A 23,466-nucleotide genomic window follows, 5' to 3' on the forward strand; every position below is an offset into this window, starting at 1 on the left:
CCTTAAACCGGCATCTGCATGATGTCTTGGTAGGCCTGAACCAGCTTGTTACGCACTTGGGTCAGGGCCTGGAAGGAAACGCTGGCCTTTTGCGAGGCGACCATCACATCGGTGAGGTCCACACCGCTTTTGCCAATTTCAAAGGCGTTGGCCAACTGGCTCGAGGCTTGCTGGGTGTCACTGACTTTGTTGATGGCCTGGCCGAGCATATCGGCGAAGCTGCTTTGGCCCAATTCCGGCGCTGGCGCGACGGATTTCGGTTGAGCCATGGCATCCATTTGCATGGAGCGCATATCCAACATCAACCGATTGAACTCAATACCCTGGCTCATGAACTTCTCTCTCCGACAACCCGCATGTTTTTTGACGCTACGCCGCAATTACTAAGGGAGGTAGCAACAAGGGTGCCAGCTCTGGTTCAACTCGTAAGAAAAGGCGACAAACCTTGTCGACCTTGTTACCGGTTATGTGGCGAATAGATACGCTTCCACATCCATCCCGGCATCGCGCATCTGCGCCAGCTTGTAGCGCAAGGTGCGCGGGCTGATGCCCAGACGTTCAGCAGCCTCTTTGCGACGGCCGCGCTCGGCGCGCAGGGTGTCGATGATCATCTGGAATTCACGGCGACGCAGGTCATCGCCCAAGGCGCCAGCGGTCTCGGTTTCGACCACCACGGGCGCCGGCGCCAGGGTCGGCAGCGGTGCGACACCACTGCCCATGGCCAGGCAGAAATCCTGGGGCTGGATCAACCCGCCCTGCTGCAGGATCAACGCGCGCTGGATCGCGTTATCCAGTTCACGCACGTTGCCCGGCCATGGATAGGCGATCAGGCAGGCTTGGGCCTCGGCCGACAGGCGCGCCTGGGCATGCTTCATTTTTTTGACGTGGTTGTTCAGCAGGCGCTCGGCCAGCGGAATGATGTCTGCCGGGCGTTCGCGCAACGGGCGCCAGGCCAGCGGGAACACCGAGAGCCGGTAGAACAGGTCTTCACGGAAACGCCCCGCCGCCACTTCGCCCGCCAGGTCGCGGTTGGTGGTGGCGACCACACGGATATCCAACTGGATCGGCTTACGCGCGCCGACGCGCTCAACCTCACGCTCCTGCAGCACCCGCAGCAACTTGGCTTGCAGGCCCAGGGGCATTTCCGAAATCTCATCGAGCAGGATGGTGCCGCCGTCGGCCTGTTCGAACTTGCCTGCCTGGGCCGCGATGGCGCCGGTGAACGAACCCTTTTCGTGACCGAACAGCGTCGCTTCGAGCATGTTGTCGGGAATCGCCGCGCAGTTGATCGCGATAAACGGCTGCTTGGCGCGGGTCGATTGCTGGTGGATGTAACGTGCCAGCACCTCTTTGCCCGTGCCGGACTCGCCGGAAATCAACACCGTGGAATCGCTGCGCGCCACGCGGGCCGCCAGCTCCAGCAATTGTGCGCTGGCCGGTTCAAAGGCAATCGGGCCTTCGCCTTCACTGGCCAAGATCACGCCCAGGGCATGCCGCGCAACGAGTTCGATCAGGGCCTTGGGTTCGAAGGGTTTGACCAGGTAATCCGCCGCGCCCTGGCGCATGGCGTCGACCGCACGCTCGACGGCGCCGTGGGCGGTCATCAGCAGCACCGGCAACTGCGGCTGACGCGCACGCAGCAGACCGAGCAATTGATGACCGTCCATGCCTGGCATATTCACATCACTGACCACCAGGCTGAAGGACTCCTGCTCCACCGCCTCCAAGGCGTCCTCGGCAGAACCGACCGCCCGGTAGCCATGGCCCGCCAACAGCAGCGTGTCAGCCAATGCTTCACGCAGGGCGCGATCGTCTTCCACCAACAGAACCTTGATAGCCATAACTACTCCGCGCTTGCCGCGCTGGAAAACAGCGGCAAGGTCATCAATGCACAAGTGCCACGCCCAACGCGGGAATGCAGTTGCAATTCTCCCTGATGGGCACGTGCCACTGCCTTGACCACGGTCAGGCCCAGGCCCGTACCGTTGGTCTTGGTGGTGAAAAACGGTTCGCCCAGGCGCTGCAACACAGCGGGCTCGATACCACTGCCGCTGTCGCTGATGCACAGGCGCAGGTTTTGCCCGCGGTTGTACAGGTGCACCTTGAGCCGTGCGCCGGGGCCGCTGGCCTGGGTGGCGTTTTCGATCAGGTTGAGCAGCGACCCCACCAGCGTGTCGCGGTTGCACAGCAACTCACCGAGATGGCTGTCGCACTGCCAGCGCACCTGGACGTCCTGAATATGGGTGGCAGCCGCCGCTTGCAGGGCCTGCATCAACGCGGACGGCGTGATGCGGTCGGTGAGCGGCAATTCGCCACGGGCAAACACCAGCATGTCGCGCACCTGGTGCTCCAACTCATGCAGACGCTCCTTGAGGCGACCGGCAAACCGTTGATGGGTGGCGGCGGGCAATTGCTCATCAGTCAAATGACTGGCGTAGATCAAGGCAGCCGACAGCGGCGTGCGGATCTGATGCGCCAAAGAAGCGACCATGCGCCCCAGGGACGACAAACGCTCATGCCGCGCCAACTGGTCTTGCAGGTGACGGGTTTCAGTCAGGTCGTTGAGCAGCACCAGTTGACCCGGCTCCGCGTCCAGGGAACGGGTGGCGATGGACAAACGGCGGCCGTCTTTCAGGGAAATTTCGTGACCGTCATCTTCACGCGGCGCAAAGCAGCGAGTGATGACATGCCGCCACAGCTCGCCTTCCAGCGGCAGCCCAAGCATGTCGCAGGCAGCCGGGTTGGCTTCGCGCACACGGCCTTCTTCGTCGATGACGATCACACCGCCGGGCAGCAGTGACAGCAGGTTTTGCAGACGGTTGGCCAGGCGCTCTTTCTCGGCCAGCTCTTCCATGCGCTGTGCGCTGACCACCGCCAACTCGCCTTTAAGCTCGGACACCCGGGCTTCAAGCAGGCTGTAGGAATCGGTCAATTGGCTGGACATCTGGTTGAACAGCGAAAAGGCCTGTTCCAGGCCCTGGCGACTTTGCTGTTCTACAGAAGGAACCAGCCCCGCAATGGCAGGACTGGAAGAATGTTGGGCGGCGTGGGGCATCATGCTCTCTCGCTTGGCTGACCGTCAGTTAAACGGAACGTTGCGAGGGCTGTAGCAATACCCGTGCCTAAAAAAATAGGCTTATTTTTCAGTCAGTTGAAAAACAGGCGTCAATCATCCGCCTGTTCATCACCTTCTTTGCGGCTCATACCGTACTTGCGCATCTTCTCCACCAGGGTGGTTCGGCGAATGCGCAGGCGCTCGGCGGCACGGGCGACGATGCCGTTGGCGTCGTCCAGGGCCTGTTGGATCAGGCCTTGTTCCAGGTTGCCGAGGTAGTCCTTCAAGTCCAGCCCTTCGGGCGGCAGCATGGCAGTGGAACCGAAGTCCGGGGTATGGCCGTTGATGGCTACCCGTTCTTCCATGTCGCTGCGCAGGCTGTCGACCAGCTGCTCGTCTTCGTCGTCGACGTAGCGGAATTTCTTCGGCAACTCGACCACGCCGATCACACCGTAGGGGTGCATGATCGCCATGCGCTCCACCAGGTTGGCCAGCTCGCGCACGTTGCCCGGCCAGCCGTGGCGGCACAGGGACATGATCGCGGCAGAGTTGAAACGGATAGAGCCGCGCTTTTCGTGCTCCATGCGCGAGATCAGTTCGTTCATCAGCAGCGGGATGGCTTCCACGCGCTCGCGCAGCGGGGCCATCTCGATCGGGAATACGTTGAGGCGGTAGTACAGGTCTTCACGGAAACTGCCGACCTCGATCATGCTTTCGAGGTTCTTGTGGGTGGCCGCAATGATGCGCACGTCGACGCTCTGGGTCTTGTTGCTGCCCACGCGCTCGAAGGTGCGTTCCTGCAGTACACGCAGCAGCTTGACCTGCATCGGCAGCGGCATGTCGCCGATTTCGTCAAGGAACAGCGTGCCACCGTTGGCCAACTCGAAACGCCCGGCACGGCTGGTGATCGCACCGGTAAAGGCGCCCTTCTCGTGGCCGAACAGTTCGCTTTCAAGCAGCTCCGCCGGGATCGCCCCGCAGTTGACCGGCACAAATGGCCCGTCGCGGCGCTTGGAGTGATAGTGCAGGTTGCGCGCGACCACTTCCTTGCCGGTGCCAGACTCGCCGAGGATCAGCACGCTGGCGTCGGTGTCGGCCACTTGCTGCATCATCTGGCGCACGTGCTGGATGGCACGGCTAGTGCCCACCAGGCTGCGGAACAGGTTGGGTTCGCGATGGCGACCGCGCTCGCGGGCCTGGTCGTACATCTCGCGGTAGACCTGGGCACGGTGCAGGGAGTCGAGCAATTTGCTGTAGCTGGGGGGCATTTCCAGGGTGGAAAGCACCCGCCGGCGCTGGTCTTCGGGCAGGTCGACGGAAGAAATATCGCCCATTAGCAACACGGGAAGGAACTCATCCCAGGTTGACAGTGTCTTTAACAAGCCCAAAACAGCGCCAGGAGCGTTTACCGTCCCGATCAGCACACAAATGACTTCACGGCTCGATGACAATGAGCTGACCGCCTGCTGCCAATCATGGCTGCCGCAGGGCAGATTTTCTTCGCCAAGAAAATTCAAAATCACCGCTAAATCGCGGCGGCGGACGCTATCGTCATCAATCAGCAGAATTTTGGTTTCACGCCACATGCAATAGCAACTTCCCTAGTTAACTCAAATGCCCTCGAGTCGGGGCAATCTAGATAGCTGTAGGCTTTTTCTGCCTGCAGCCGTCTGAATTCTGAAAACAGCACTAGTTAAGTCAAAAAATCGCGCGCAGTCAAATTTATGACGCGCGTTCGGATTAACTGAGCCAGTTCAGCCGAACAGATGGTAAACCTTTGACGCATTTTTCGCTTGGTTGATCTGCGACATCTCTTCGAAAATCGCCTGGCGTTCGCCAGTCGTCACCTCAAGCAACTGCTGATAAACCGCCAGCAGGCTTTCAAGCTTTTCGCGCAACGCATCCTCATCGACCGGCGCTTCACTGAGCACCTGCTCGATGACGTCGCGACAGCCCATGTCCAGTTCGCCAATGGCGTCCCAGTTACGGTCCGCCAGCGCGCCCATCAGCGCCTCACGGGTTTCATCAATGCGTTGCAATGCTTGACTCATGACGTATTCCTCAAGGCCTTCAGGCCTTTTTCTGCTGCGCCTTATTCGGTGACAGCCGGCGCTGCGATGGCATCCCAGCCCTCTTTTACGGTAATCAGCAAACGCGCCACTTCGTCGATCATGTCGGCATCGTTGTGCAGGTTTGCTTCCATCAGACGGTTGGTCATGTACGCATACAGACTTTCCAACTGCTGGACGTAAGCCGGGTTATCACTCTTTTCCGCATCCAGGCCGTCACGCAGGCCGATCACGATGTCGATTGCCTTGCCGAGCATCAGGCCCTTGGTCGCGATGTCGCCGCGCGCCAACGCGCCTTTGGCCTGGGCCATGCGGTCGAGGCCGCCTTCCATCAGCATCTGCACCAGACGATGAGGGCTGGCTTCGGAGATCTGAGCATGGGAATTGACCTTCTGGTATTGGCGAAGGGCTCTCATGGGATTCATGTTTCTACCTCGTGACAGGCGACAGCGAAAAGGGTTTCAGTAACCAATATGTCGACTGGGTCGCAAAAAGCTTTAGCGCCAGTCGTCCTCCGATACAAAAAGGCCAGGCAGGTTGCCTGGCCTTTTGCGTCAGTTGGAATCAACTGTTGGTTTTAGGGTTGTTCAAGGCGTTGAGCGTGGTCATGACGCTGGTGCTTTGTTGGCGCAATTGGGCGACCAGGGTGTCCATGGCGTTGTATTTGTCGGACAGGCTCTTGGTCAGCAGGTCCATGCGCTCGTTCAAGGTTTCCTGCTGCTTGCCCAGGTCTTTCAAGCTGTCAGACAGCGAGGTAGAACGCGTGGCCAAGACGCCCGTGGTTGCCTTGGCGAAGTCATCGGTCGCGCTCTTCATACGCGCCAGCATGCCGTTCTTGCCGGAAAACATGCTGTTGATGTCGGCCGCGTTGGTTTTAACCGCTGCATCCCACTTCTTGTCATCCATGGTCAGCAACCCAGTCGTGGAGCTGGTGCTCACGCCGAATTGAGCCAAGGACTTGAAAGTGCCAGTGCCGGAGATCGTATTGAATTCATTGCGGATCGCAGCCTGCAGCGAACGCATGGTCGAGTCGCCCGTGAGCGCCGCCGCGGTGGTGCTACCGTCCAGATTCTTGGTGATCTTGGTTTCGGCGTTCATCGCCGTGATCAAAGCGTTGTAGCTATCGATGAAGCCCTTGACGCCGGATTTCAAAGCGGTGTTGTTGGTGCTGACAGTGATCAGCGTTGCGGTGCGTTCCGCTGTAGGGCTGGTGTCGCCAACCGTCTTGGTCGGGGAAACCGACACCAACTTGATATTCACGCCACTGAGCGCGCCTTCGATATTGTTCGTCTTGGAAACCGACGCAACGCCATCGATGCTGTAAAGCGCATCCTTTGGAGGATCAACAACCGTGGAACCTACATCCAGCCCGGAGGTACCCGACAGCGTCAAATCCGAACCTGTACCCATGGTGGTTGAGGTGAGGATCAACCGCGAACCATTGGAGTCAGTCTGAATGTTGGCACTCAGGCCAGAGGTACCGAACTGGGTGTTGATCGAATCGCGCACCTGCTGCAAGGTCGCGCCGGCCGGGATGTTGACGTCGAAGTTCTTGCCCGACTGACTGATGGTCAGAGTTGTCGGCTTATCGGTAGCGTTGACCACCGTCGACGTGCCGCCGGCGAAGTTCTTGGTTGACAGCTTGGACGCCTGGGCCAGCTGGCTGACGATCAGCCGGAAACTGCCGTTCGACGCCGTGTTGCTCGCCGTCATCGTGGCGACCTTTTCATCCGACGATGAGCCGGTCAAGCCCGTGAAGCTGGAGCTGGCGGTCATGTTGTCCAGCGCGCCGCGGAAGGCGTCCAGCGCCGCCTGAATCTTGCCGATCGAAGACAGCGTGGTGGTCGCCTTCTGGGACGCGGTATTGATCTGCGTCTGCTTGGGCACCTTTTCGGCGTCCACCAAGGACTTCACGATCGCTTGCGTATCGATATTCGAACCGATACCACTTACCGTTGAACCCGCCATCTTCGTTTCTCCTGTTCGGTGGCTGCCGTTATCTTGACTGGTTATGCCTCAAGACAAGACAGCAACAAGTTTCATGCCAGCTCACGCCTTGTCGTCAAACAACACGTTGCTTGCGCTGGATAGGCTTTGTGCCAGCTTCAATGCCGTTTCCGACGGAATCTGGCGGATCACTTCACCGCTGTCGGTGGCGATGACCTTGACCACCACGCGATGGGTGGAATCATCAATGGAAAAATCCAGTTTGCGCTGGGCCGCTTGTACGAATTCGCGAATATCAGTAACTGCTTTTTCCAGGTCGGCTCGCTCAGGCTCTTTACCTGTTGCTGCGACTTCCTGGACTTTAGGGATGCTCTTGTCAGGCACTGCCTGGGTAGGCGGGTTCTGCGATGCAACCGGCGGATAAGACTGGTTCAGCTTTACACTCATGTCCATGTCCAATCTCCTCTAAACCGAAAAAACGGAAGGGCACGTAGACGCGCCCTTCCGTTAGTTACCAAGCGCTGGGATTACTGAAGCAGCTTCAGTACAGCGGATGGCAGCTGGTTAGCCTGCGACAGGATCGCGGTGGAAGCCGATTGCAGGGTTTGTTGCTTGGTCAGTTCGGCGGTTTCGGAAGCGAAGTCGACGTCCTGAACGGTGGAACGTGCAGCGGTGGAGTTCTTCTGAATGTTCTGCAGGTTGTCTGCAGTAGTAGTCAGACGGTTCTGGGTAGCACCCAGGCCCGAACGCACGCTGTCGATGGTGCCGATGGCCTTGTCGATAACGGACAGGGCGTTTTGCGCGTTGTTGGCGTCGGTCACGTCGGTTTGGGCAACAGAAGTCTTCTGGGAAGAAACCTGAGCAGCACCAAACAGAGTGGTTACCGAAGTACCGGTTGCGCCGTTGGCCAGGGAGTAGCCTTTGGACGAGTCGAGCGAGATCTGACCGGTAGCAATGATTGGATCGTTTACAGCAGCACCCAGGTTAGTAGCGGTGGCAGCGTATTTACCATTACCGTCTTTCACGTTCACGCTAACAGCATCAGCACCCAGTGCGTCGCTGGTCAGCTTGACGTTTTCACCGGAATCAGATTTGACTTCCAGAGTGCCTTTAGCTTCGTCGTAGTTAACACTGACGCCCAGCTTGGCGGCGTTGGACTTCAGTTGGTCAGCCAAGTCAGCAGTGCTGGTTACGCCAACGATCTTGACGGTGGCACCACCTACAGCGATAGAGAAGCTAGCTGGAACACCTGGAACAGCAGCAACAGGTGGAGGACCTGGCTGAGCAGGAGTACCCTTGGTTTTAGTCTCGTCTACCGAGAACTTGACTTCGGTGCTGGCGGTAGCGCTCAGACCACCGATAGCGCCGTTCAGGCCAGCGGCGATAGTCTTAGCCGAATCACCAGCAGCAACAGCAACCGATGCAGTCTGACCGTTACCAGTGATGGCGATGGAACCAACAGCCAGGCCAGTAGCGTTAGGTGTCAGAGCACCCGATTTGACCTGCTGCGAACCAATGTTGTTGGCTGCAACGTTTTCCAGGCTCAGGTTGATGGTTTCGTTGGCGTTGGCGCCAACCTGGATAGCTTTGGTACCGTACGAACCGTCCAGCAGCTTCTGGCCACCGAAAGTAGTGGTTTGCGAGATACGGGTCAGTTCCGAAGTCAGAGCCTGGTATTCGTCGTTGTTCGACTTACGGTCGTCAGCGCTGAGGGAGCCAGTAGCGGAAGACAGAGCCAGGGTACGCATTTTTTGCAGGATGTCGGTCGAAGCCTGCATCGCGCCTTCAGCGGTCTGAGCGATGGAGATACCGTCGTTCACGTTTTTGACTGCTTGGCCCAGGCCGTTGATTTGGCTGGTCAGGCGGTTAGCGATCTGCAGGCCGGCAGCGTCGTCTTTAGCGCTGTTGATACGCAGGCCGGAAGACAGGCGCTGCATGGAAGTGGCCAGGGCGCCGCCAGCTTTGTTCAGGTTGCCCTGAGTAGTGATGGAAGCAATGTTGGTGTTTACTGTTAAAGCCATGACGAAATCCTCGTTGGATGGATACTGCGGCTTCCGGCCCTGGCAACCGCCGGGTGTGGCCTGAGAACCTACGTAATAGTTATCGTCGTGGTAGCCGGTTGCTTGAGGATTTTTTTTGATTTTTTTACTGGCGCCGTGCCACCCCTTGCAATTCAAGGGTTTACGCGGGCCCCAAACCCCGTTTTCATTGGGTTTTCTGGCGCCAAATAAAAAACGCCGATGATCTCTCGATCATCGGCGTTTTTATTCAAACTATTGAAGTGTCAAGGGCGATAGAGAATCGCCGAGCCCCACGACAGGCCCACACCAAAACCGCTGATGGCGACGCGCTTCCAGGTGGCGTCCATCACGTGCTTTTCCAGCAGCAGCGGAATACTCGACGACACCGTGTTACCGGTCTCGACCATATCCTTGATGAACTTGTCCACGGGCGCATCTTCAAAGCGACGCGCCACGGCGTCGACAATCGCCGCACTACCCTGGTGGATGCAGAACGCGTCAATCTCGTCAGCCTTCAGGTCCGAGTCATTGAGCAGCTCATGCAAATGCGCCGGCACTTTGAGCAGTGCGAAGTTGAACACCTGACGGCCGTTCATGAAGAACACGCCATCACTGACCTTCAGGTGCGGCGCCCCGGAACCGTCGGTGCCGAACTTCGACTTGCCCAGCAACCACGGCGCGTCTTCGCCCATCCAGGTAGCGGTGGCGGCATCGCCGAACAGCATGGTGGTGTTACGGTCTTGCGGGTCGACAATCTTCGAATACGGATCGGCGGTGATCAACAGGCCGTTTTTCAGGCCCGCGGCTTCCATGAAGCCCTTCATCGCGTAGATGCCGTAGACGTAGCCGGAACAGCCCAGGGAAATATCGAAGGCCGCCACGTGGGTCGGCAGGCCGAGTTTGTCCTGGACGATGGCCGCCGTGTGCGGCAAGCCCTCTTCATCGCCATTCTGGGTGACGACGATCAGCGCGTCGATCGACTCGCGTTTCAAATCCGGGTTGTTGGCAAACAAAGCGTTGACCGCTTCGACACACAGATCGGAGGTTTCCTGCGCCGCTTCCTTGCGCGGCAGGAACGCCGAACCGATCTTGCCAATGATGAACTCTTCATCCTTGGCGAATTTGGCACCCTGGGCGTAGTTATCGATCCCGTCTGCCGGCACGTAACTGGCGATGCTTTTTATGCCAATCATTGTGGCTTCCCAATACTAAATAGCTGGAGAACACCCCTGGGCCACGCCCGGAGTGCTGACAATAAAGGGGATAACCCCATAAAAATCTCGCTGAAAGCCGCCTCGCAAGGACCCTGTGACGACTTATCCTTTTCACACGATACAGTGAAGATGCGCTTTATGACTCACAGGTCACTCAATTTTGTGTGCTTTGTGCAAAACCTTCAAACAATTAAATCCCAGAAACGACAACGGCCCGCCCTGTTTCCAGAGCGGGCCGCTTGACGTAAAGGTACTTACATCTTGTTGAACAGGCTCAACTGCGAGATTTTCACGAAGGCCAACTGCGACGCTTCCAGCATGGTTTGCTGCAGGGTCAGGTTGATCGCCGCTTCCCCCATGTCGATGTTCGCCAGGGCGCTCATGGTGGATTTGTTGGCCAGGCCGACGCTTTCGTTTTCGCTGGACTGCACGGTGAGCGCATTCTGCCGCGCACCGATGGAGCCGCGCACGTTGTCCACCTGGTCCGCCGAGCTGGTCAGGTTGCTGACGGCGGCATTGAGGGCATCCTGCAGTTTCACCCGTGCGCCAGGAATACCATCGGCCGGTTGTTCCAAGGCCTTGCGCAATTGGCTCAAGGTGTCGAGCGCACTCTGGGTCTTCTGGGTGCTGGCGCCGACCGCAAACTGATCACCTACATTAGGTGTGCCACTGAGGCCAAAGGTCACACCGGCCACTGTGATCGAGCTCGGCGTGGTGGTGGTGTCGATGACGCCCGAATCAATCGGCTTGCTGTTGGCGTTGTAGGGCTGTGCAAACACCTGGAAGGCCGACGAGTCCGTGTCACTGAACTTGACCAGCACACCGCTGTTGGCCGGAAAGGTGCTGGCGTACTTAGCGGGATTGCTGACCGTGGCGTTGGTCAACTGCGTCGACGACGTGTTGCTTGCCGTGCGGGATACGTTAAAGGTGTCCGGCTTGGCGGCCAGGGTGAACTCGCGACCTTTGACCATGGCATCGGCATCAGGGCCAGTGGCCTTGTCCGTGAGATCGACGCTGATGTCGAACTTGACCCCACGCACATTGATGCTGGCGCTGCCTTCCTTAGTGGAGTCGAACGTGCCATTACCCGGGAGCTGCGAGGTAATGTCGTTGTTGTCCTTGTCGGTCACCACGTACTGGGTGCTGCTGGTGAAGGTCACCTTGTACGGCTGGCCGTCGGCGAACGACTTGTTGTAGTCGACGCTCGATGTCACCAGACCGGCCGAGATGGCGACTTTATGGTCATCCACTTGCGACGGTGTGGTTGCCGGTGGCACGGGTGCGGGCGTGGTGTACTTGGACTGGGTGCGGCTGTTGTTGGCCGCACCTTCCAGAATGGTCTTGCCGGTGTCGCCCGTGCGCACGGTCAACGTCTCGGACACCTGCAGGCTCAGCTCGTTTTCGTCGCCCTGATAGTTGTAGGTGCCATCAATGTTGCGCGAGTACGGCGGCGTATCGGTCTTGGAGCCGGAGAACAGGTAGTTGCCCGCCGCGTCCTTACTGTTGAGCAAGCCCAGCAGTTGGTCTTCAAGGGCACCCACTTCGACCGAGATGGATTTGCGGTCGGCATCACTGGTCACGCCACCGGCCTTCAACGCCAATTGGCTGGCGGCCTGGATCGTTGCATTGATCGCCGTCAGCACGCTTTCTTCGTTGGTCAGCGAGCTGTTGATGTTGGAGATATTGCCGCTGAACTGCGCCAGCATGTCTTTCTGCTGCTGCAGCATCAGCAAACGCTGCGCCGCCACCGGGTCATCCCCTGCGGTTTGCACGCGCACGCCGGAACTCGCCTGCTGCTGAGCCTGCACCACGCCGGCATAGTTGTTCTGGTACTTGGCGGCACTGGTGTCGAAATACTGCTGTGTAGAAATGCGCATCGTCCCAGACTCCCTTAAAGACTATTGATCAGCGTGCTGAAGGTTTCTTGCGCAGCCTTGATGATCTGCGACGACGCTGTGTAGTACTGCTGGAACTTGATCATGTCGCCCGCCTCTTCGTCCAGGTTGACCTGGGACACGGAGTTGCGCGCATTTTTGTTGGCCGTCAGCAACGCGTTGGTGGCGGTCGTATCCGTGGTGGCCGCTGCAGCCTTGGCGCCGACCGTCGACACCAACTTACTGTTGGCCCCGACCAGGCTGGTGCCGCCAGTGCCATCGGCGGCGACGCCTACGGTGGCCTTGGTTTGCAGGTTCAGCAGCTCCTGCGCGTTGCGGTTGTCGGACTTGCCGCTGGCGTTAAACGAAAAGGTGGTGCTGTCGCCAGCGGTCGGCGAGCCGGCCACCGAGGTGTCAAAGCTGAAGCTCTTGGCCGGTACCACCAGGGCGCCGCTGGCATCGCGCATCGGTACGTTGATGCTGATCTTGTTGGACTGCCCCGGAATAATGGTACCGGTGCCGATCGGATCGCCCTTGGCGTCGTTGATCGTGTAGGACTGAGTACCGTCGGCGGCCGGCTTGCCAAATACCATCTTCACCGGCATCGAGTTTTCAATACCGATGCGCAGTTGCGCGGTATTGGCGCCACCCTGGAGATCCAGCGGCACGGTCAGGGTCGGCGGCGTGAAGGTGCCGGTGCCCTGGTTGGTTTTGCTGGCCTCGCCTTTGAGCGGTGCGGCAAAGGCAATCTTGCTCGGGTCGGTGAGGACTGTGCCGATGTCCTTCGCGCCGCTGGCGGTCGGGCTGACCTTGAAGCTGTCACCGGCCGACATCGGGCCATTTTTAAGCTCAAGGGTAAAGCCGTCGATCACCGAAGGCGGTGTGGCGGAGATATCAAAGGTGCCCATGGCTTTGCCATCGGAGCGCTGCACCGTCACTTTATTGAGATTGGTCGGGTCGCTGAAGGTAACCTTGTAATCGTAGTTGGTCAGCTTGCTGGTGTCCTTGATCGTCACACCCAGGCTACCGGCGCCCTGATTGCCTTGACCGGCCACACTGCGCAAAGCCACTGCTGCTGCGCTATTGATGTCCTTGAACATCGACGCGCCGAACTCGCCATTCAGGTCGATGCCCTGCCCCAGCTGGCTGTTGATCGTATCGGCGGTGACGATGGCGATACGTCCCAGGTCGTTGATGGCCGGCATCAACACGTCACTGCGATAGCGCATAAGGCCGCCGATGCTGCCACCACTGATCACATTGCCGATATCCACCGCCGTGTTACCCGGCATGTTCATCTGAATGGTGTACTGGGTCGGATCGTCCTTGCCAGGCACGGCAGAAATCGAGTTGGACTGATCGCCCAGCACCAGGGATTGACCGGTGCCGGTGCTGACGCTGAATACACCGTTTTTCTCAGTGGCGGTCACGCCGATCAGCTCATTGAGCGAGCGCACCGCCTCGGCACGCGCATCCAGCAGGTTGGCCGGCGTGGTATTCGACGCGCCCTGAACCTGGTTGATCTGCTTGTTGAGGGACGCAATCGACGAGGTCAGTTGGTTGACCTGGTCAGCCATGGAGGTCAACTGGCTGTTGATGGTTTCTTTCTGCTGGCTCAACTGGTTGGAGATCGAGTTGAAGCGGTTGCTTAACGTCTGGGCGCTGGTGAGCAGAATCTGGCGGGCCGACGTATCGCTCGGGTTGGCCGAGGCGGTCTGGGCCGCCGCGAAGAACGCGCTGAGCACGGACGACATACCGGTGGTCTTGTCCGACAGCGTCTTGTCGACCGCGCTGACTTGGTCCAGATACGCCTTGGCATCACTGTTGAGCGAGGTGCTGTTCTGGTACGCCGCGTCGAGGAACTCGTTATACACCCGGCGCACATCAGCCAGGGTGGTGCCACTGCCGATGAACACACCACCGAATTGGTTCGCCGCGTTGGCATTCTGGGTAGTCTGCTGCCGTGAGTAGCCAGGCGTGTTGGCGTTGGCAATGTTGTTACTCAAGACCGACAGCGATCCTTGAGAGGCGTTGAGCCCTGACATCCCGATACTGAGCAAACTCATGGTTCAGACCTTATAAATGTGTGGTTGCGCCAGCGGCAGCGTAATTCTGGTAACTGTCCATCGTTTTGGCGATCTGCGAAATCTTGCTGGCATAGGCCGGGTCGGTTGCGTAACCGGCTTTTTGCAACTCGCGAACAAACTGTTCCGGGTTGTCGGCCGACTTCACAACTTCTTTATAGCGATCATTGCTTTGCAGCAACGTCACCAGGTCGTGGAAGCTGTCCTGGTAAGAGTCGTAGGAACGGAACTGCGCCGTTTCCTTGACCATCGCGCCATCGCGGAACTCGCTGGTGATCGCGCGTGCCTGGCCGCCCTGCCAACTCTGGCCGGCCTTGATGCCGAACAGGTTGTGGCTGCTGCTGCCGTCCTCGGCGCGCATCACCGATTTACCCCAACCGGTTTCCAGGGCGGCCTGAGCCACCAGGTACTTCGGATCGACACCAATCCGCGCGGCGGCCGCCTTGGCCATCGGCAACATGGTGGCGACAAATTCATCCTGCGAACTGAAGGCTTTCTTTGCCGGCGCCAACGGTGGCTGGGCCACGGCGCGGCCGTAGACCTGCATGCGCCCGCTCGGCACGGCGAAGGTACGCGCCGCACTGTTGACGACGTTATCGTCAGCGGCGCTGTTGCGCAGTGGCGCGGCCTTGGCTTCGCCGGTCACCTGGGTGCTCGGCACGATGCCAGCCAACAGGCGATCGGTCAGTTTGCTCGGCAAGGCGATGCGCCGCTGGTTCATCAATTCCATGTCATTGCTGTGGGCCGACGGGGCACCCGCCTGTGGCTCAGCCACGCGGTAAGCCCACAGCGGACGCTGGCCGTTGGAGCGACCCAACGGACCTTCGGCCTGGGTGCCGGCCGCGATCTCTGTCGGCACATCCACTTTCTTCACAGGCTCAGCCGCCGCCGGGCCTTGCAAGGTGGCGGCCTGGGCCTCCACCGGCTTGTTCTTCTGCATCTGGCGCATCAGCACGTCAGCCAGGCCGATACCACCGCCTTCGCGGGACATCGAGACCGCCAGTTGCTGGTCATACATTTCCTGGTACTGCTTGGCGGCTGGCGTGTTCATCGGGTTGTCCTTGCCCAACGCCTCGGTGGCCGAACGCATGGACTTGAGCATCTCGCTCAAGAACAACGACTCGAACTCCTGCGCCACTTTGCGCATGTTGCCTTCGCTGTTCTTGTCGGCACCCACCTTGAGCTGGTTAAGCCGGTTCAAGTCGGAGTAGGACCCCGAGTCCGCCGTGCTGCTGATGCCGCTCTTGCGCATATCCATGGCCATGGCCTCAGATCACAATCAGGTCGGCTTGCAAGGCGCCGGCCTGTTTCAATGCTTCGAGGATCGCCATCAAGTCGCCGGGCGCTGCGCCCACCTGGTTCACCGCGCGGACAATCTCATCCAGGGTGGTGCCGGGGCCGAACTTGAACATCGGCTTGGCTTCTTGCTGGGCATTCACACGCGAACGCGGCACCACCGCCGTCTGGCCGTTGGACAACGGTCCAGGCTGGCTGACGATCGGGTCTTCGGTGATGGTCACGGTCAGGCTGCCATGGGTCACCGCAGCGGGCGACACCTTGACGTTCTGACCGATCACGATGGTGCCGGTCCGCGAGTTGATGATGACTTTGGCGACAGCCTGGCCTGGGTCCACTTCTAGGTTTTCCAGGATCGACAGGTAGTCGACGCGCTGGCTTGGGTCCAGTGGCGCGGTCACACGGATGGAGCCGCCGTCGATGGCCTGGGCCACGCCTGGGCCGAGCATGTCGTTGATCTTGTCGACCACGCGCTTGGCGGTGGTGAAGTCAGAGCGGTTGAGGTTCAAGGTCAGGCTGTTGCCTTGGTTGAAGCCGCTTGGCACGGTGCGTTCAACCGTGGCGCCACCTGGGATCCGACCGGCTGACGGCACGTTGACGGTGATCTTCGAACCATCGCGACCTTCGGCGTCAAACCCGCCCACCACCAGGTTGCCCTGGGCGATGGCGTAGACGTTACCGTCGATACCCTTGAGCGGCGTCATCAGCAAGGTGCCGCCGCGCAGGCTCTTCGAGTTACCGATCGACGACACGGTGATGTCCACTACCTGGCCCGGCTTGGAGAACGCCGGCAAGTCAGCACTGATCGACACCGCCGCGACGTTTTTCAGCTGTACGTTGCCCGACCCTGGCGGCACCTTGATACCGAACTGCGAGAGCATGTTGTTGAAGGTCTGCAGGGTGAACGGGGTCTGGGTGGTCTGGTCGCCCGTACCGTTGAGCCCCACTACCAGGCCGTAGCCGATCAACTGGTTGGAACGCACGCCGGAGATGCTGGCGATGTCCTTCAGCCGTTCGGCCTGGGCGACAGCGCTCAAGGAAAGCAGGAGTGCGGCCGCCATCAGCTGTTTGAGTTTCAAAGTGGCCACCTAGAAAGGGAACAGCGGGCTAAGGAAGAAACGGTCGAACCAGCCCGGCTGACTCGCATCAGCAAACGAACCCGTACCCGAGTAGGTAATGCGCGCGTCGGCGATTCGCGTCGACGGCACGGTGTTGTCAGTGGAGATGTCATCGGCGCGGACCATGCCGGCAATGCGCACCAGCTCGTCACCGGTATTAAGGGTCATCCACTTTTCACCGCGTACGGCGATGATGCCGTTGGGCAATACATCGGCCACGGTCACCGTGATCGAACCGGTCAGGCTGTTGCCCTGCCCTGCCGCGCTCTTGCCGTTGGTGGCGCGGTCGCCGCTGTAGCCCACATCCAGACTCAGGTCGCCGCTGCCCAATGGGTTATTGGTGTTGGGCACACCGCCGAACAACGACGTCAGGCCGATGCCGGCCTTGCTGGTCTTGCCGATCTGCGAGTTGGCATTCTTGCTGGCCTGGGTCTTCTCGTTCAGGGTGATGGTGATGATGTCACCCACGCGGAACGCCTTACGGTCGCTGTACAGGTTCTGTTCGAAACCGGCCTGGTAGATCGAGCCATTGTTGGCGGCCGCCGGCAACGGCGTGCGTGGCAACACCGGCGCGTAGTACGGGTCATTGGGTTTTGGCGTCGGGGCGACACAGCCCGCGAGCACGGCAATCCCACTCAATGCCAGAACAGAAACATAGCGATTCATGACCCTTACCTCACGGTGTTGCAGGCGCCCTCAAGAGCGCCCCATAGACTTGATTACAGATTCTGCGTTACGAACGAAAGCATCTGGTCGGCGGTGGAGATCACCTTGGAGTTCATCTCGTAGGCGCGCTGGGTGGTGATCATGTTGACCATCTCCTCAACCGTGCTCACGTTGGAGGTTTCCAGGGTGCTTTGCAGCGTGGTGCCGAAACCGTTCAGGCCAGGGGTGCCGATTTGCGGCGCGCCGCTGGAGGCGGTTTCGAGGAACAGGTTGTTGCCCATGGCTTGCAGGCCGGCCGGGTTGATGAAGTCGGCGGTCTGCAGGTTGCCGATCACTTGCGACGCGGGGTTGCCGGCCACGGTGATGGACACGGTGCCGTCGTTACCGACGGTGAAGGTTTTGGCGTCGGCGGGAACGACCACTGCCGGCTCCAGGGCAAAACCGTTGGCGGTGACGATCTGGCCGTTGGAGTCCAGGTGGAAAGTACCGTCACGGGTGTAGGAAGTGGTGCCATCCGGTTGCAGGATCTGGAAGAAACCACGGCCGTTGATGGCCATGTCCAGCGGCTGGCCGGTCTGTTGCAGGTTACCGGCGCTGAAGTTCTTCTGGGTGCCGACGATCTGCACACCGGTACCCAATTGCAGGCCCGACGGCAGTTCGCTGTCCTGGGTCGACTGGGCGCCTGGCTGCTTCTTGATCTGATAGAGCAAGTCCTGGAACTCGGCACGATCACGCTTGAAACCCGTGGTCGACACGTTGGCCAAGTTGTTGGAAATGGTGGTCAGGTTGGTGTCCTGGGCGGACAAACCTGTTTTGGCAACCCATAGAGCCGGAAGCATGCTGTTCTCCTCTGCGCGCCTGTTTGTTGGCGCTACATCACAAATTAATTAGTGGGCTGCAATCAGCTCATCTGCATGACGCGGGTCATGGCCTGGTCGTCTTCCTTGGCGCTGTTCATCATCTTGATGTGAAGCTCGAACTGCTTGGAAAGCGCCAGCACTGCGGTCATTTCTTCCACCGCATTGACGTTGCTCGCCTGCAGGAAGCCCGAGGTCAGCGTGACCGTCGCGTCAGCCTGGGCCGGCTGGCCATCCTTGGTGTGGATGGTGCCGTCCAAGCCTTTATTCATGTTCTTCAGATCCGGCTGGACCAGCTTGATGCGGTCCACTTCCGCCATCACGCGCGGGCCTTCACCCATGGCGCGGATGCTGATGGTGCCATCAGCCCCCACTTCGATCTTCTGCTGGGGCGGCACGGCAATCGGGCCACCGTTGCCCATGATCGGCATGCCGTTGCCGGCGCGCAGCACACCCAATGCATCGACGTTCATGCTCGCGCTGCGCACGTAAGCTTCGCTGCCGTCCGGGGTCTGCACGGCCATCCAGCCATTGCCGCTGACGGCAACGTCCAGGTCACGGCCGGTCTCGATCATGGCGCCAGGAGAGAAGTCAGTGCCGGGGCGTTCAGTCAAGGCAAACGCCCGCGCCGGAAAGCTGTCACCGAACACCGGCATCGAACGCGCCTGCTCCAGGTCACGTTGGAAACCATTGGTGGAAATGTTCGCCAGGTTGTTGGCATGGGCCTTCTGCGCCAGAGCATTCTGGCTGGCGCCGGTCATTGCCACATAAAGGTACTTGTCCACGCTCTTTCCTCTTTCTGACGGACGCTTGCCGCCCACCGCTGTACTGAAGAGGCTTAAGCAATTTGCGAACCAACTTTTTAAAAGAGGATGAAGTGCAGGCGGGGCGGGGGTTTGCGGGCGGGCGTCAAGAAATGACGCCCTCTCGATAGTCGAAAAAACGGCGGACTACTGCCGCCTGCGGCAAGCGCAGGTTATTTGTCGGCCTTGATCACTTCGTAATCGCGCAGCTTATTGGCGATGGTGGTATGGGACACCCCCAGGCGCTTGCCCAACTGTCGGCTGCTGGGGTGCTCGGCGTACAAGGCTTCCAACACCGCCTTCTCGAATCGACCAACGATGTCTTCCAGGCCGCCCTCCAGGGAAAAATCGCCAAGGGGCTGACGCACGCCATAATCCGGCAGCCGAATATGTTCAGCCTTGACCGTCCCGCCGTCACACAACGACACCGCCTGGAATAGCACGTTTTCCAACTGCCGCACGTTGCCTGGCCAGTGGTAGTGGCTCAGGCGGTCCATGGCGGCCGGCGCCAGCTTGGGCAACGGGCAGCCGATCTGGCGACTGGCCTGATCGAGAAAGTGATCAACCAGCGGCGCAAGCCCGTCGAGACATTCACGCAGTGGTGGAATATGCAGGGACAGCACGTTGAGGCGGTGATAGAGGTCCTGGCGGAATTCACCACGGGCGCACAACTCGGACAAGTCCACTTGGGTCGCGCAGATCACCCGCACATCCAGGTACACCTCTTCATCGCTGCCTACGCGGCGGAAGCAGCCGTCCTGCAGGAAGCGCAGCAATTTCACCTGCAAGCGCGCGCTCATCTCCCCGACGCCATCGAGAAACAATGTACCGCCCGCCGTCAGTTCCAACAGTCCCAGCTTGCCTTCGGCCCGTGCACCTTCGAACGCGCCAGGGCCGTAGCCGAACAGCTCGGTCTCGGCCATCGACTCGGGCAGGCCCGCGCAGTTGAGTGCCATCAACGGCGATTGCCCACGCGGGCTGGCCAGGTGACACGCACGCGCCAACAGCTCTTTGCCGGTGCCGGTTTCGCCTTCTATTAATAGGGGCGCATCCAGCGGCGCCATGCGCCGGGCTTCGCGCACCACGGCGGCCATGACTTTGGAGCTTTGGAAAATGCTGTCAAAACCACGCAGCTCCTGCTTGCGCACGTTATAGATGCGCTCACCAACGCGGTCGGCGCGGTGCAGGGTCAGCACAGCGCCGGCCATGGCCTCGCTGTCGTCATGTTCGGAGGATTGCAGCGGCGCGATGTCCGCCAGGAACACGTCACCCTTGACCTTGACCCGCAAGCCGTTGATCCGCGATTTGCTGGCGCGCACCAGTTCCGGCAAGTCGAAGTCCTCGGCATACCGCGACAACGGAATGCCTGGCACCTCATCCACCCGCACCCCGAGCAACTGTGCCGCCGCGCGGTTGGCGGCGACAATCGAGCCGCCCATGTCGATCGACAGCACCGGAAATTCCAGGGCGCCAAGCAACGCATTGAGCTCCATATGCCGACGCTCGCTGGGCATCAGCCCTACCCTTTTGACGCCAAATACCCCGGCAATCGCCTCGAACTGCGGGCGCAACGCCTGGAACTGCATGTTCACCAGGTTCGGGCAAAACAGGTAGATGGCATTGCCATGCTCACCGCCCACCTCGCCCTTGGCGACGTTGACGCCGTATTCCACCAGCAGGTTGAGAATGTCCCGCAGGATGCCGATGCGGTTCTGGCAATGCACTTTGATACGCATGAAGAGGCCCGAAAAGTGGGGAGGCGCCGCGTCTTTTTGTCGCTGGGCGCAGATAGTCGTCAAGATTATGTGACAGCTTGCGGGCTTTTCCCAGCCCAAGACAACGGCCACCCCCATAAGCGTAACGAATACTTTACGGAAATTGGTAAGTTTTCCTACGTAAAGGCGTTTAAAACAGATGGAATCTGGCCGCGCACGGGTTATCAATAAGCTCATCGCAGGACATAACAAGAACGAATGCCTAGCAGGAGAGCCGTATGAAGCAGACGCAGTACGTGGCCCGCGAGCCCGATGCGCAAGGTTTTATCCACTACACGCCGGAAGAACATGCGGTGTGGAACACCCTGATCACTCGCCAGTTGAAAGTGATCGAGGGGCGCGCCTGCCAGGAATACCTGGACGGCATCGACAAGCTCGGCCTGCCCCATGACCGCATTCCGCAACTGGGCGAAATCAACAAAGTGCTGGCCGAGACCACCGGCTGGCAGGTCGCCCGCGTGCCGGCGCTGATCCCCTTCCAGACTTTTTTCGAATTACTCGCCAACAAACAGTTTCCAGTGGCGACGTTTATCCGCACCCGCGAAGAACTCGACTATCTGCAAGAACCGGATATTTTTCACGAGATCTTCGGCCACTGCCCATTGCTGACCAACCCTTGGTTCGCCGAATTCACCCACACCTACGGCAAGCTCGGCCTGGCGGCCACCAAGGAGCAACGCGTGTACCTGGCGCGCCTGTACTGGATGACCATCGAGTTCGGCCTGGTGGACACGCCCGAAGGTCGACGCATCTACGGTGGCGGCATTCTGTCGTCGCCCAAGGAGACGGTGTACAGCCTGTCGTCCGAGCCCGAGCATCAAGTGTTCGACCCGCTGGAGGCGATGCGCACGCCTTATCGCATCGACATCCTGCAACCGTTGTACTTCGTGCTGCCAGACCTCAAGCGCCTGTTCGAAGTCGCGCAGGAGGACATCATGGGCATGGTGGAACGTGGCATGCAGCTGGGTCTGCACGCACCGAAGTTTCCACCCAAGCCCAAGGCGGCTTGAACCTTACATCTTGAGGCCAGGTGAGTCTGTTCCCTGGCCGCGCGTTGCTTTAGGGTAACGCTACTGATCTTCATACCTTCGAATTCAGGACACCCTCATGACCACCTTGAACCAAGCCCACTGCGAAGCCTGCCGTGCCGATGCCCCGCAAGTCAGCGACGAAGAACTGCCGGTGCTGCTCAAGCAGATCCCCGACTGGAACATCGAAGTCCGCGACGGCGTGATGCAACTGGAAAAGGTTTTCCTGTTCAAGAACTTCAAATTCGCCCTGGCCTTCACCAACGCCATGGGTGACATCTCCGAAGCCGAAGGCCATCACCCAGGCCTGCTCACCGAGTGGGGCAAGGTCACCGTGACCTGGTGGAGCCATTCCATCAAAGGCCTGCACCGCAACGACTTCATCATGGCCGCGCGCACCGACGAAGTGGCCAAGGACGCCGAGGGCCGCAAGTAATGCATTTCGATGCCATTGGCCGCGTGCCCGGCGACCCGATCCTCGGGCTGATGGACCTGTACGCCCAGGACAGCAACCCGAACAAATTCGACCTGGGCGTGGGCGTCTATAAGGATGACCAGGGCCTGACCCCGATTCCACACTCGGTGAAACTGGCCGAGCAGCGCCTGGTGGACACACAAACCACCAAGACCTACATCGGCGGCCACGGCAATGCGGCGTTCGGCAGGCTGATCAGTGAGCTGGTGCTCGGCGCGGACTCGGCGTTGATCCGCGAGCGCCGCGCCGGCGCCACCCAGACACCGGGCGGCACCGGAGCCCTGCGCCTGAGCGCCGACTTTATCGCGCACAACCTGCCCGGTCGTGGCGTCTGGTTGAGCAACCCGACCTGGCCGATCCACGAAACCATCTTTGCCAAGGCCGGGATCCCGGTCAGCCATTACCCCTACGTGGGTGCGGACAATCGCCTGGACGTGGCGGCCATGCTGGCGACCCTGTCCAGCGTACCCAAGGGCGACGTGGTGCTGTTGCATGCCTGCTGCCATAACCCGACCGGTTTCGACCTGTCCCAGGACGACTGGCGCCAGGTGCTGCAGATCGTGCGCGAGCGCCAATTGCTGCCGCTGATCGACTTTGCTTACCAAGGCTTCGGCGATGGTTTGGAGCAGGACGCCTGGGCCGTGCGGTTGTTTGCGGCCGAACTGCCGGAAGTGCTGGTCACCAGTTCCTGCTCGAAGAACTTCGGCCTGTACAGCGACCGTGTCGGCGCCTTGATCGTGTGTGCGGCGGATGCCGAAAAGCTCACGGATGTGCGCAGCCAGTTGGCCAACACGGCGCGCAACCTGTGGTCGACGCCGCCGGACCATAGTGCTGCGGTAGTGGCGACCATCCTGGGGGATGCCGAGCTGAAAAAGCGCTGGAGCGAAGAGGTCGAAGCCATGCGCTCGCGGATCGCACACCTGCGTTCGGGCTTGGTGGAGGCATTGGCGCCCCACGGCCTGTCGGAGCAGTTTGCGCACATCGGGGCGCAGCGCGGGATGTTTTCCTATACCGGCTTGAGTGCCGAGCAGGTGAAGCAACTGCGCGAAAAGCACAGTGTGTATATGGTGAGTTCGGGGCGGGCCAACGTGGCGGGCATTGATGCGACACGCCTGACTCTGCTGGCTCAAGCCATTGCCGATGTCTCCAACTGAAGAAACCGAATCAAAACTGTGGGAGCGGGC

At 59.8% G+C, this 23,466-nt stretch carries 21 protein-coding genes; 3 read left to right on the top strand and 18 right to left on the bottom strand.

Annotation, left to right across the window (positions count from 1 at the left end):
* Positions 1–2: 2 nt before the first annotated feature.
* The 18 genes from fliE to OZ428_RS24290 form a co-directional block, all read right to left on the bottom strand.
* The gene (fliE, locus tag OZ428_RS24205) at positions 3–332 is read right to left on the bottom strand and encodes a flagellar hook-basal body complex protein FliE (RefSeq protein ID WP_015885194.1); all 330 of its coding nucleotides are present in this window, start codon (positions 330–332) and stop codon (positions 3–5) included.
* A gap of 132 nt (positions 333–464) precedes the next feature.
* A complete protein-coding gene (locus tag OZ428_RS24210) occupies positions 465–1,841 on the bottom strand; it encodes a sigma-54-dependent transcriptional regulator (protein ID WP_269131563.1) in 1,377 nt (458 codons plus the stop codon).
* A 2-nt stretch (positions 1,842–1,843) separates the two neighbouring features.
* A complete protein-coding gene (locus OZ428_RS24215; protein WP_061449498.1) occupies positions 1,844–3,055 on the bottom strand; it encodes a sensor histidine kinase in 1,212 nt (403 codons plus the stop codon).
* A gap of 110 nt (positions 3,056–3,165) precedes the next feature.
* Positions 3,166–4,641, bottom strand: coding sequence for a sigma-54 dependent transcriptional regulator (locus OZ428_RS24220; protein ID WP_269131564.1), 1,476 nt, complete (start codon positions 4,639–4,641; stop codon positions 3,166–3,168).
* 168 nt (positions 4,642–4,809) lie between these two features.
* Positions 4,810–5,106 carry a flagellar protein FliT gene (gene fliT / locus OZ428_RS24225; RefSeq protein WP_028617332.1) on the bottom strand — a complete coding sequence of 99 codons (297 nt, stop codon included), beginning with the start codon at positions 5,104–5,106 and terminating at the stop codon, positions 4,810–4,812.
* Positions 5,107–5,147: 41 nt separating this feature from the next.
* Positions 5,148–5,549: a flagellar export chaperone FliS gene (gene fliS, locus OZ428_RS24230; RefSeq protein ID WP_269131565.1), complete on the bottom strand. Its 402-nt coding sequence runs from the start codon at positions 5,547–5,549 to the stop codon at positions 5,148–5,150.
* Between the two features lie 139 nt (positions 5,550–5,688).
* On the bottom strand, positions 5,689–7,092 hold the full coding sequence (gene fliD / locus OZ428_RS24235) for a flagellar filament capping protein FliD (protein ID WP_269131566.1): 1,404 nt from the start codon (positions 7,090–7,092) through the stop codon (positions 5,689–5,691).
* A gap of 81 nt (positions 7,093–7,173) precedes the next feature.
* Complete coding sequence (locus OZ428_RS24240; RefSeq protein WP_269131567.1) at positions 7,174–7,524, bottom strand: flagellar protein FlaG; 351 nt, start codon at positions 7,522–7,524, stop codon at positions 7,174–7,176.
* 74 nt (positions 7,525–7,598) lie between these two features.
* Positions 7,599–9,092, bottom strand: a complete 1,494-nt coding sequence (locus OZ428_RS24245; RefSeq protein WP_269134219.1) for a flagellin N-terminal helical domain-containing protein — start codon at positions 9,090–9,092, stop codon at positions 7,599–7,601.
* A gap of 263 nt (positions 9,093–9,355) precedes the next feature.
* Positions 9,356–10,285 carry a ketoacyl-ACP synthase III gene (locus OZ428_RS24250; protein WP_269131568.1) on the bottom strand — a complete coding sequence of 310 codons (930 nt, stop codon included), beginning with the start codon at positions 10,283–10,285 and terminating at the stop codon, positions 9,356–9,358.
* A gap of 275 nt (positions 10,286–10,560) precedes the next feature.
* The gene (locus OZ428_RS24255; RefSeq protein WP_269131569.1) at positions 10,561–12,183 is read right to left on the bottom strand and encodes a flagellar hook-associated protein 3; all 1,623 of its coding nucleotides are present in this window, start codon (positions 12,181–12,183) and stop codon (positions 10,561–10,563) included.
* 14 nt (positions 12,184–12,197) lie between these two features.
* The gene (gene flgK / locus OZ428_RS24260) at positions 12,198–14,246 is read right to left on the bottom strand and encodes a flagellar hook-associated protein FlgK (RefSeq protein ID WP_269131570.1); all 2,049 of its coding nucleotides are present in this window, start codon (positions 14,244–14,246) and stop codon (positions 12,198–12,200) included.
* A gap of 10 nt (positions 14,247–14,256) precedes the next feature.
* Complete coding sequence (gene flgJ / locus OZ428_RS24265; protein WP_269131571.1) at positions 14,257–15,528, bottom strand: flagellar assembly peptidoglycan hydrolase FlgJ; 1,272 nt, start codon at positions 15,526–15,528, stop codon at positions 14,257–14,259.
* A 4-nt stretch (positions 15,529–15,532) separates the two neighbouring features.
* Positions 15,533–16,621 carry a flagellar basal body P-ring protein FlgI gene (locus OZ428_RS24270; RefSeq protein ID WP_176996377.1) on the bottom strand — a complete coding sequence of 363 codons (1,089 nt, stop codon included), beginning with the start codon at positions 16,619–16,621 and terminating at the stop codon, positions 15,533–15,535.
* A gap of 27 nt (positions 16,622–16,648) precedes the next feature.
* Positions 16,649–17,344: a flagellar basal body L-ring protein FlgH gene (flgH, locus tag OZ428_RS24275; RefSeq protein WP_269131572.1), complete on the bottom strand. Its 696-nt coding sequence runs from the start codon at positions 17,342–17,344 to the stop codon at positions 16,649–16,651.
* Between the two features lie 53 nt (positions 17,345–17,397).
* Positions 17,398–18,183 (bottom strand): flagellar basal-body rod protein FlgG, encoded by a 786-nt coding sequence (gene flgG, locus OZ428_RS24280; RefSeq protein WP_005790105.1) that lies wholly within the window; start codon positions 18,181–18,183, stop codon positions 17,398–17,400.
* A gap of 62 nt (positions 18,184–18,245) precedes the next feature.
* A complete protein-coding gene (locus OZ428_RS24285) occupies positions 18,246–18,986 on the bottom strand; it encodes a flagellar basal body rod protein FlgF (RefSeq protein ID WP_015885209.1) in 741 nt (246 codons plus the stop codon).
* Positions 18,987–19,177: 191 nt separating this feature from the next.
* Positions 19,178–20,740, bottom strand: coding sequence for a sigma-54-dependent phenylalanine hydroxylase transcriptional regulator PhhR (locus OZ428_RS24290; protein ID WP_033900735.1), 1,563 nt, complete (start codon positions 20,738–20,740; stop codon positions 19,178–19,180).
* A 257-nt stretch (positions 20,741–20,997) separates the two neighbouring features.
* On the opposite strand from OZ428_RS24290, the gene phhA reads away from it, so the two are divergent.
* From phhA to OZ428_RS24305, 3 genes are all read left to right on the top strand, one after another.
* Complete coding sequence (gene phhA / locus OZ428_RS24295; RefSeq protein WP_269131573.1) at positions 20,998–21,789, top strand: phenylalanine 4-monooxygenase; 792 nt, start codon at positions 20,998–21,000, stop codon at positions 21,787–21,789.
* A 97-nt stretch (positions 21,790–21,886) separates the two neighbouring features.
* Positions 21,887–22,243, top strand: coding sequence for a 4a-hydroxytetrahydrobiopterin dehydratase (locus OZ428_RS24300; RefSeq protein WP_016976549.1), 357 nt, complete (start codon positions 21,887–21,889; stop codon positions 22,241–22,243).
* On the top strand, positions 22,243–23,436 hold the full coding sequence (locus OZ428_RS24305) for an amino acid aminotransferase (RefSeq protein WP_269131574.1): 1,194 nt from the start codon (positions 22,243–22,245) through the stop codon (positions 23,434–23,436). The genes OZ428_RS24300 and OZ428_RS24305 overlap by 1 nt, the downstream gene beginning before the upstream one ends.
* Positions 23,437–23,466: the final 30 nt, after the last annotated feature.

This window comes from Pseudomonas sp. GXZC (assembly GCF_026967615.1).
Lineage (GTDB): Bacteria > Pseudomonadota > Gammaproteobacteria > Pseudomonadales > Pseudomonadaceae > Aquipseudomonas > Aquipseudomonas azotoformans_A.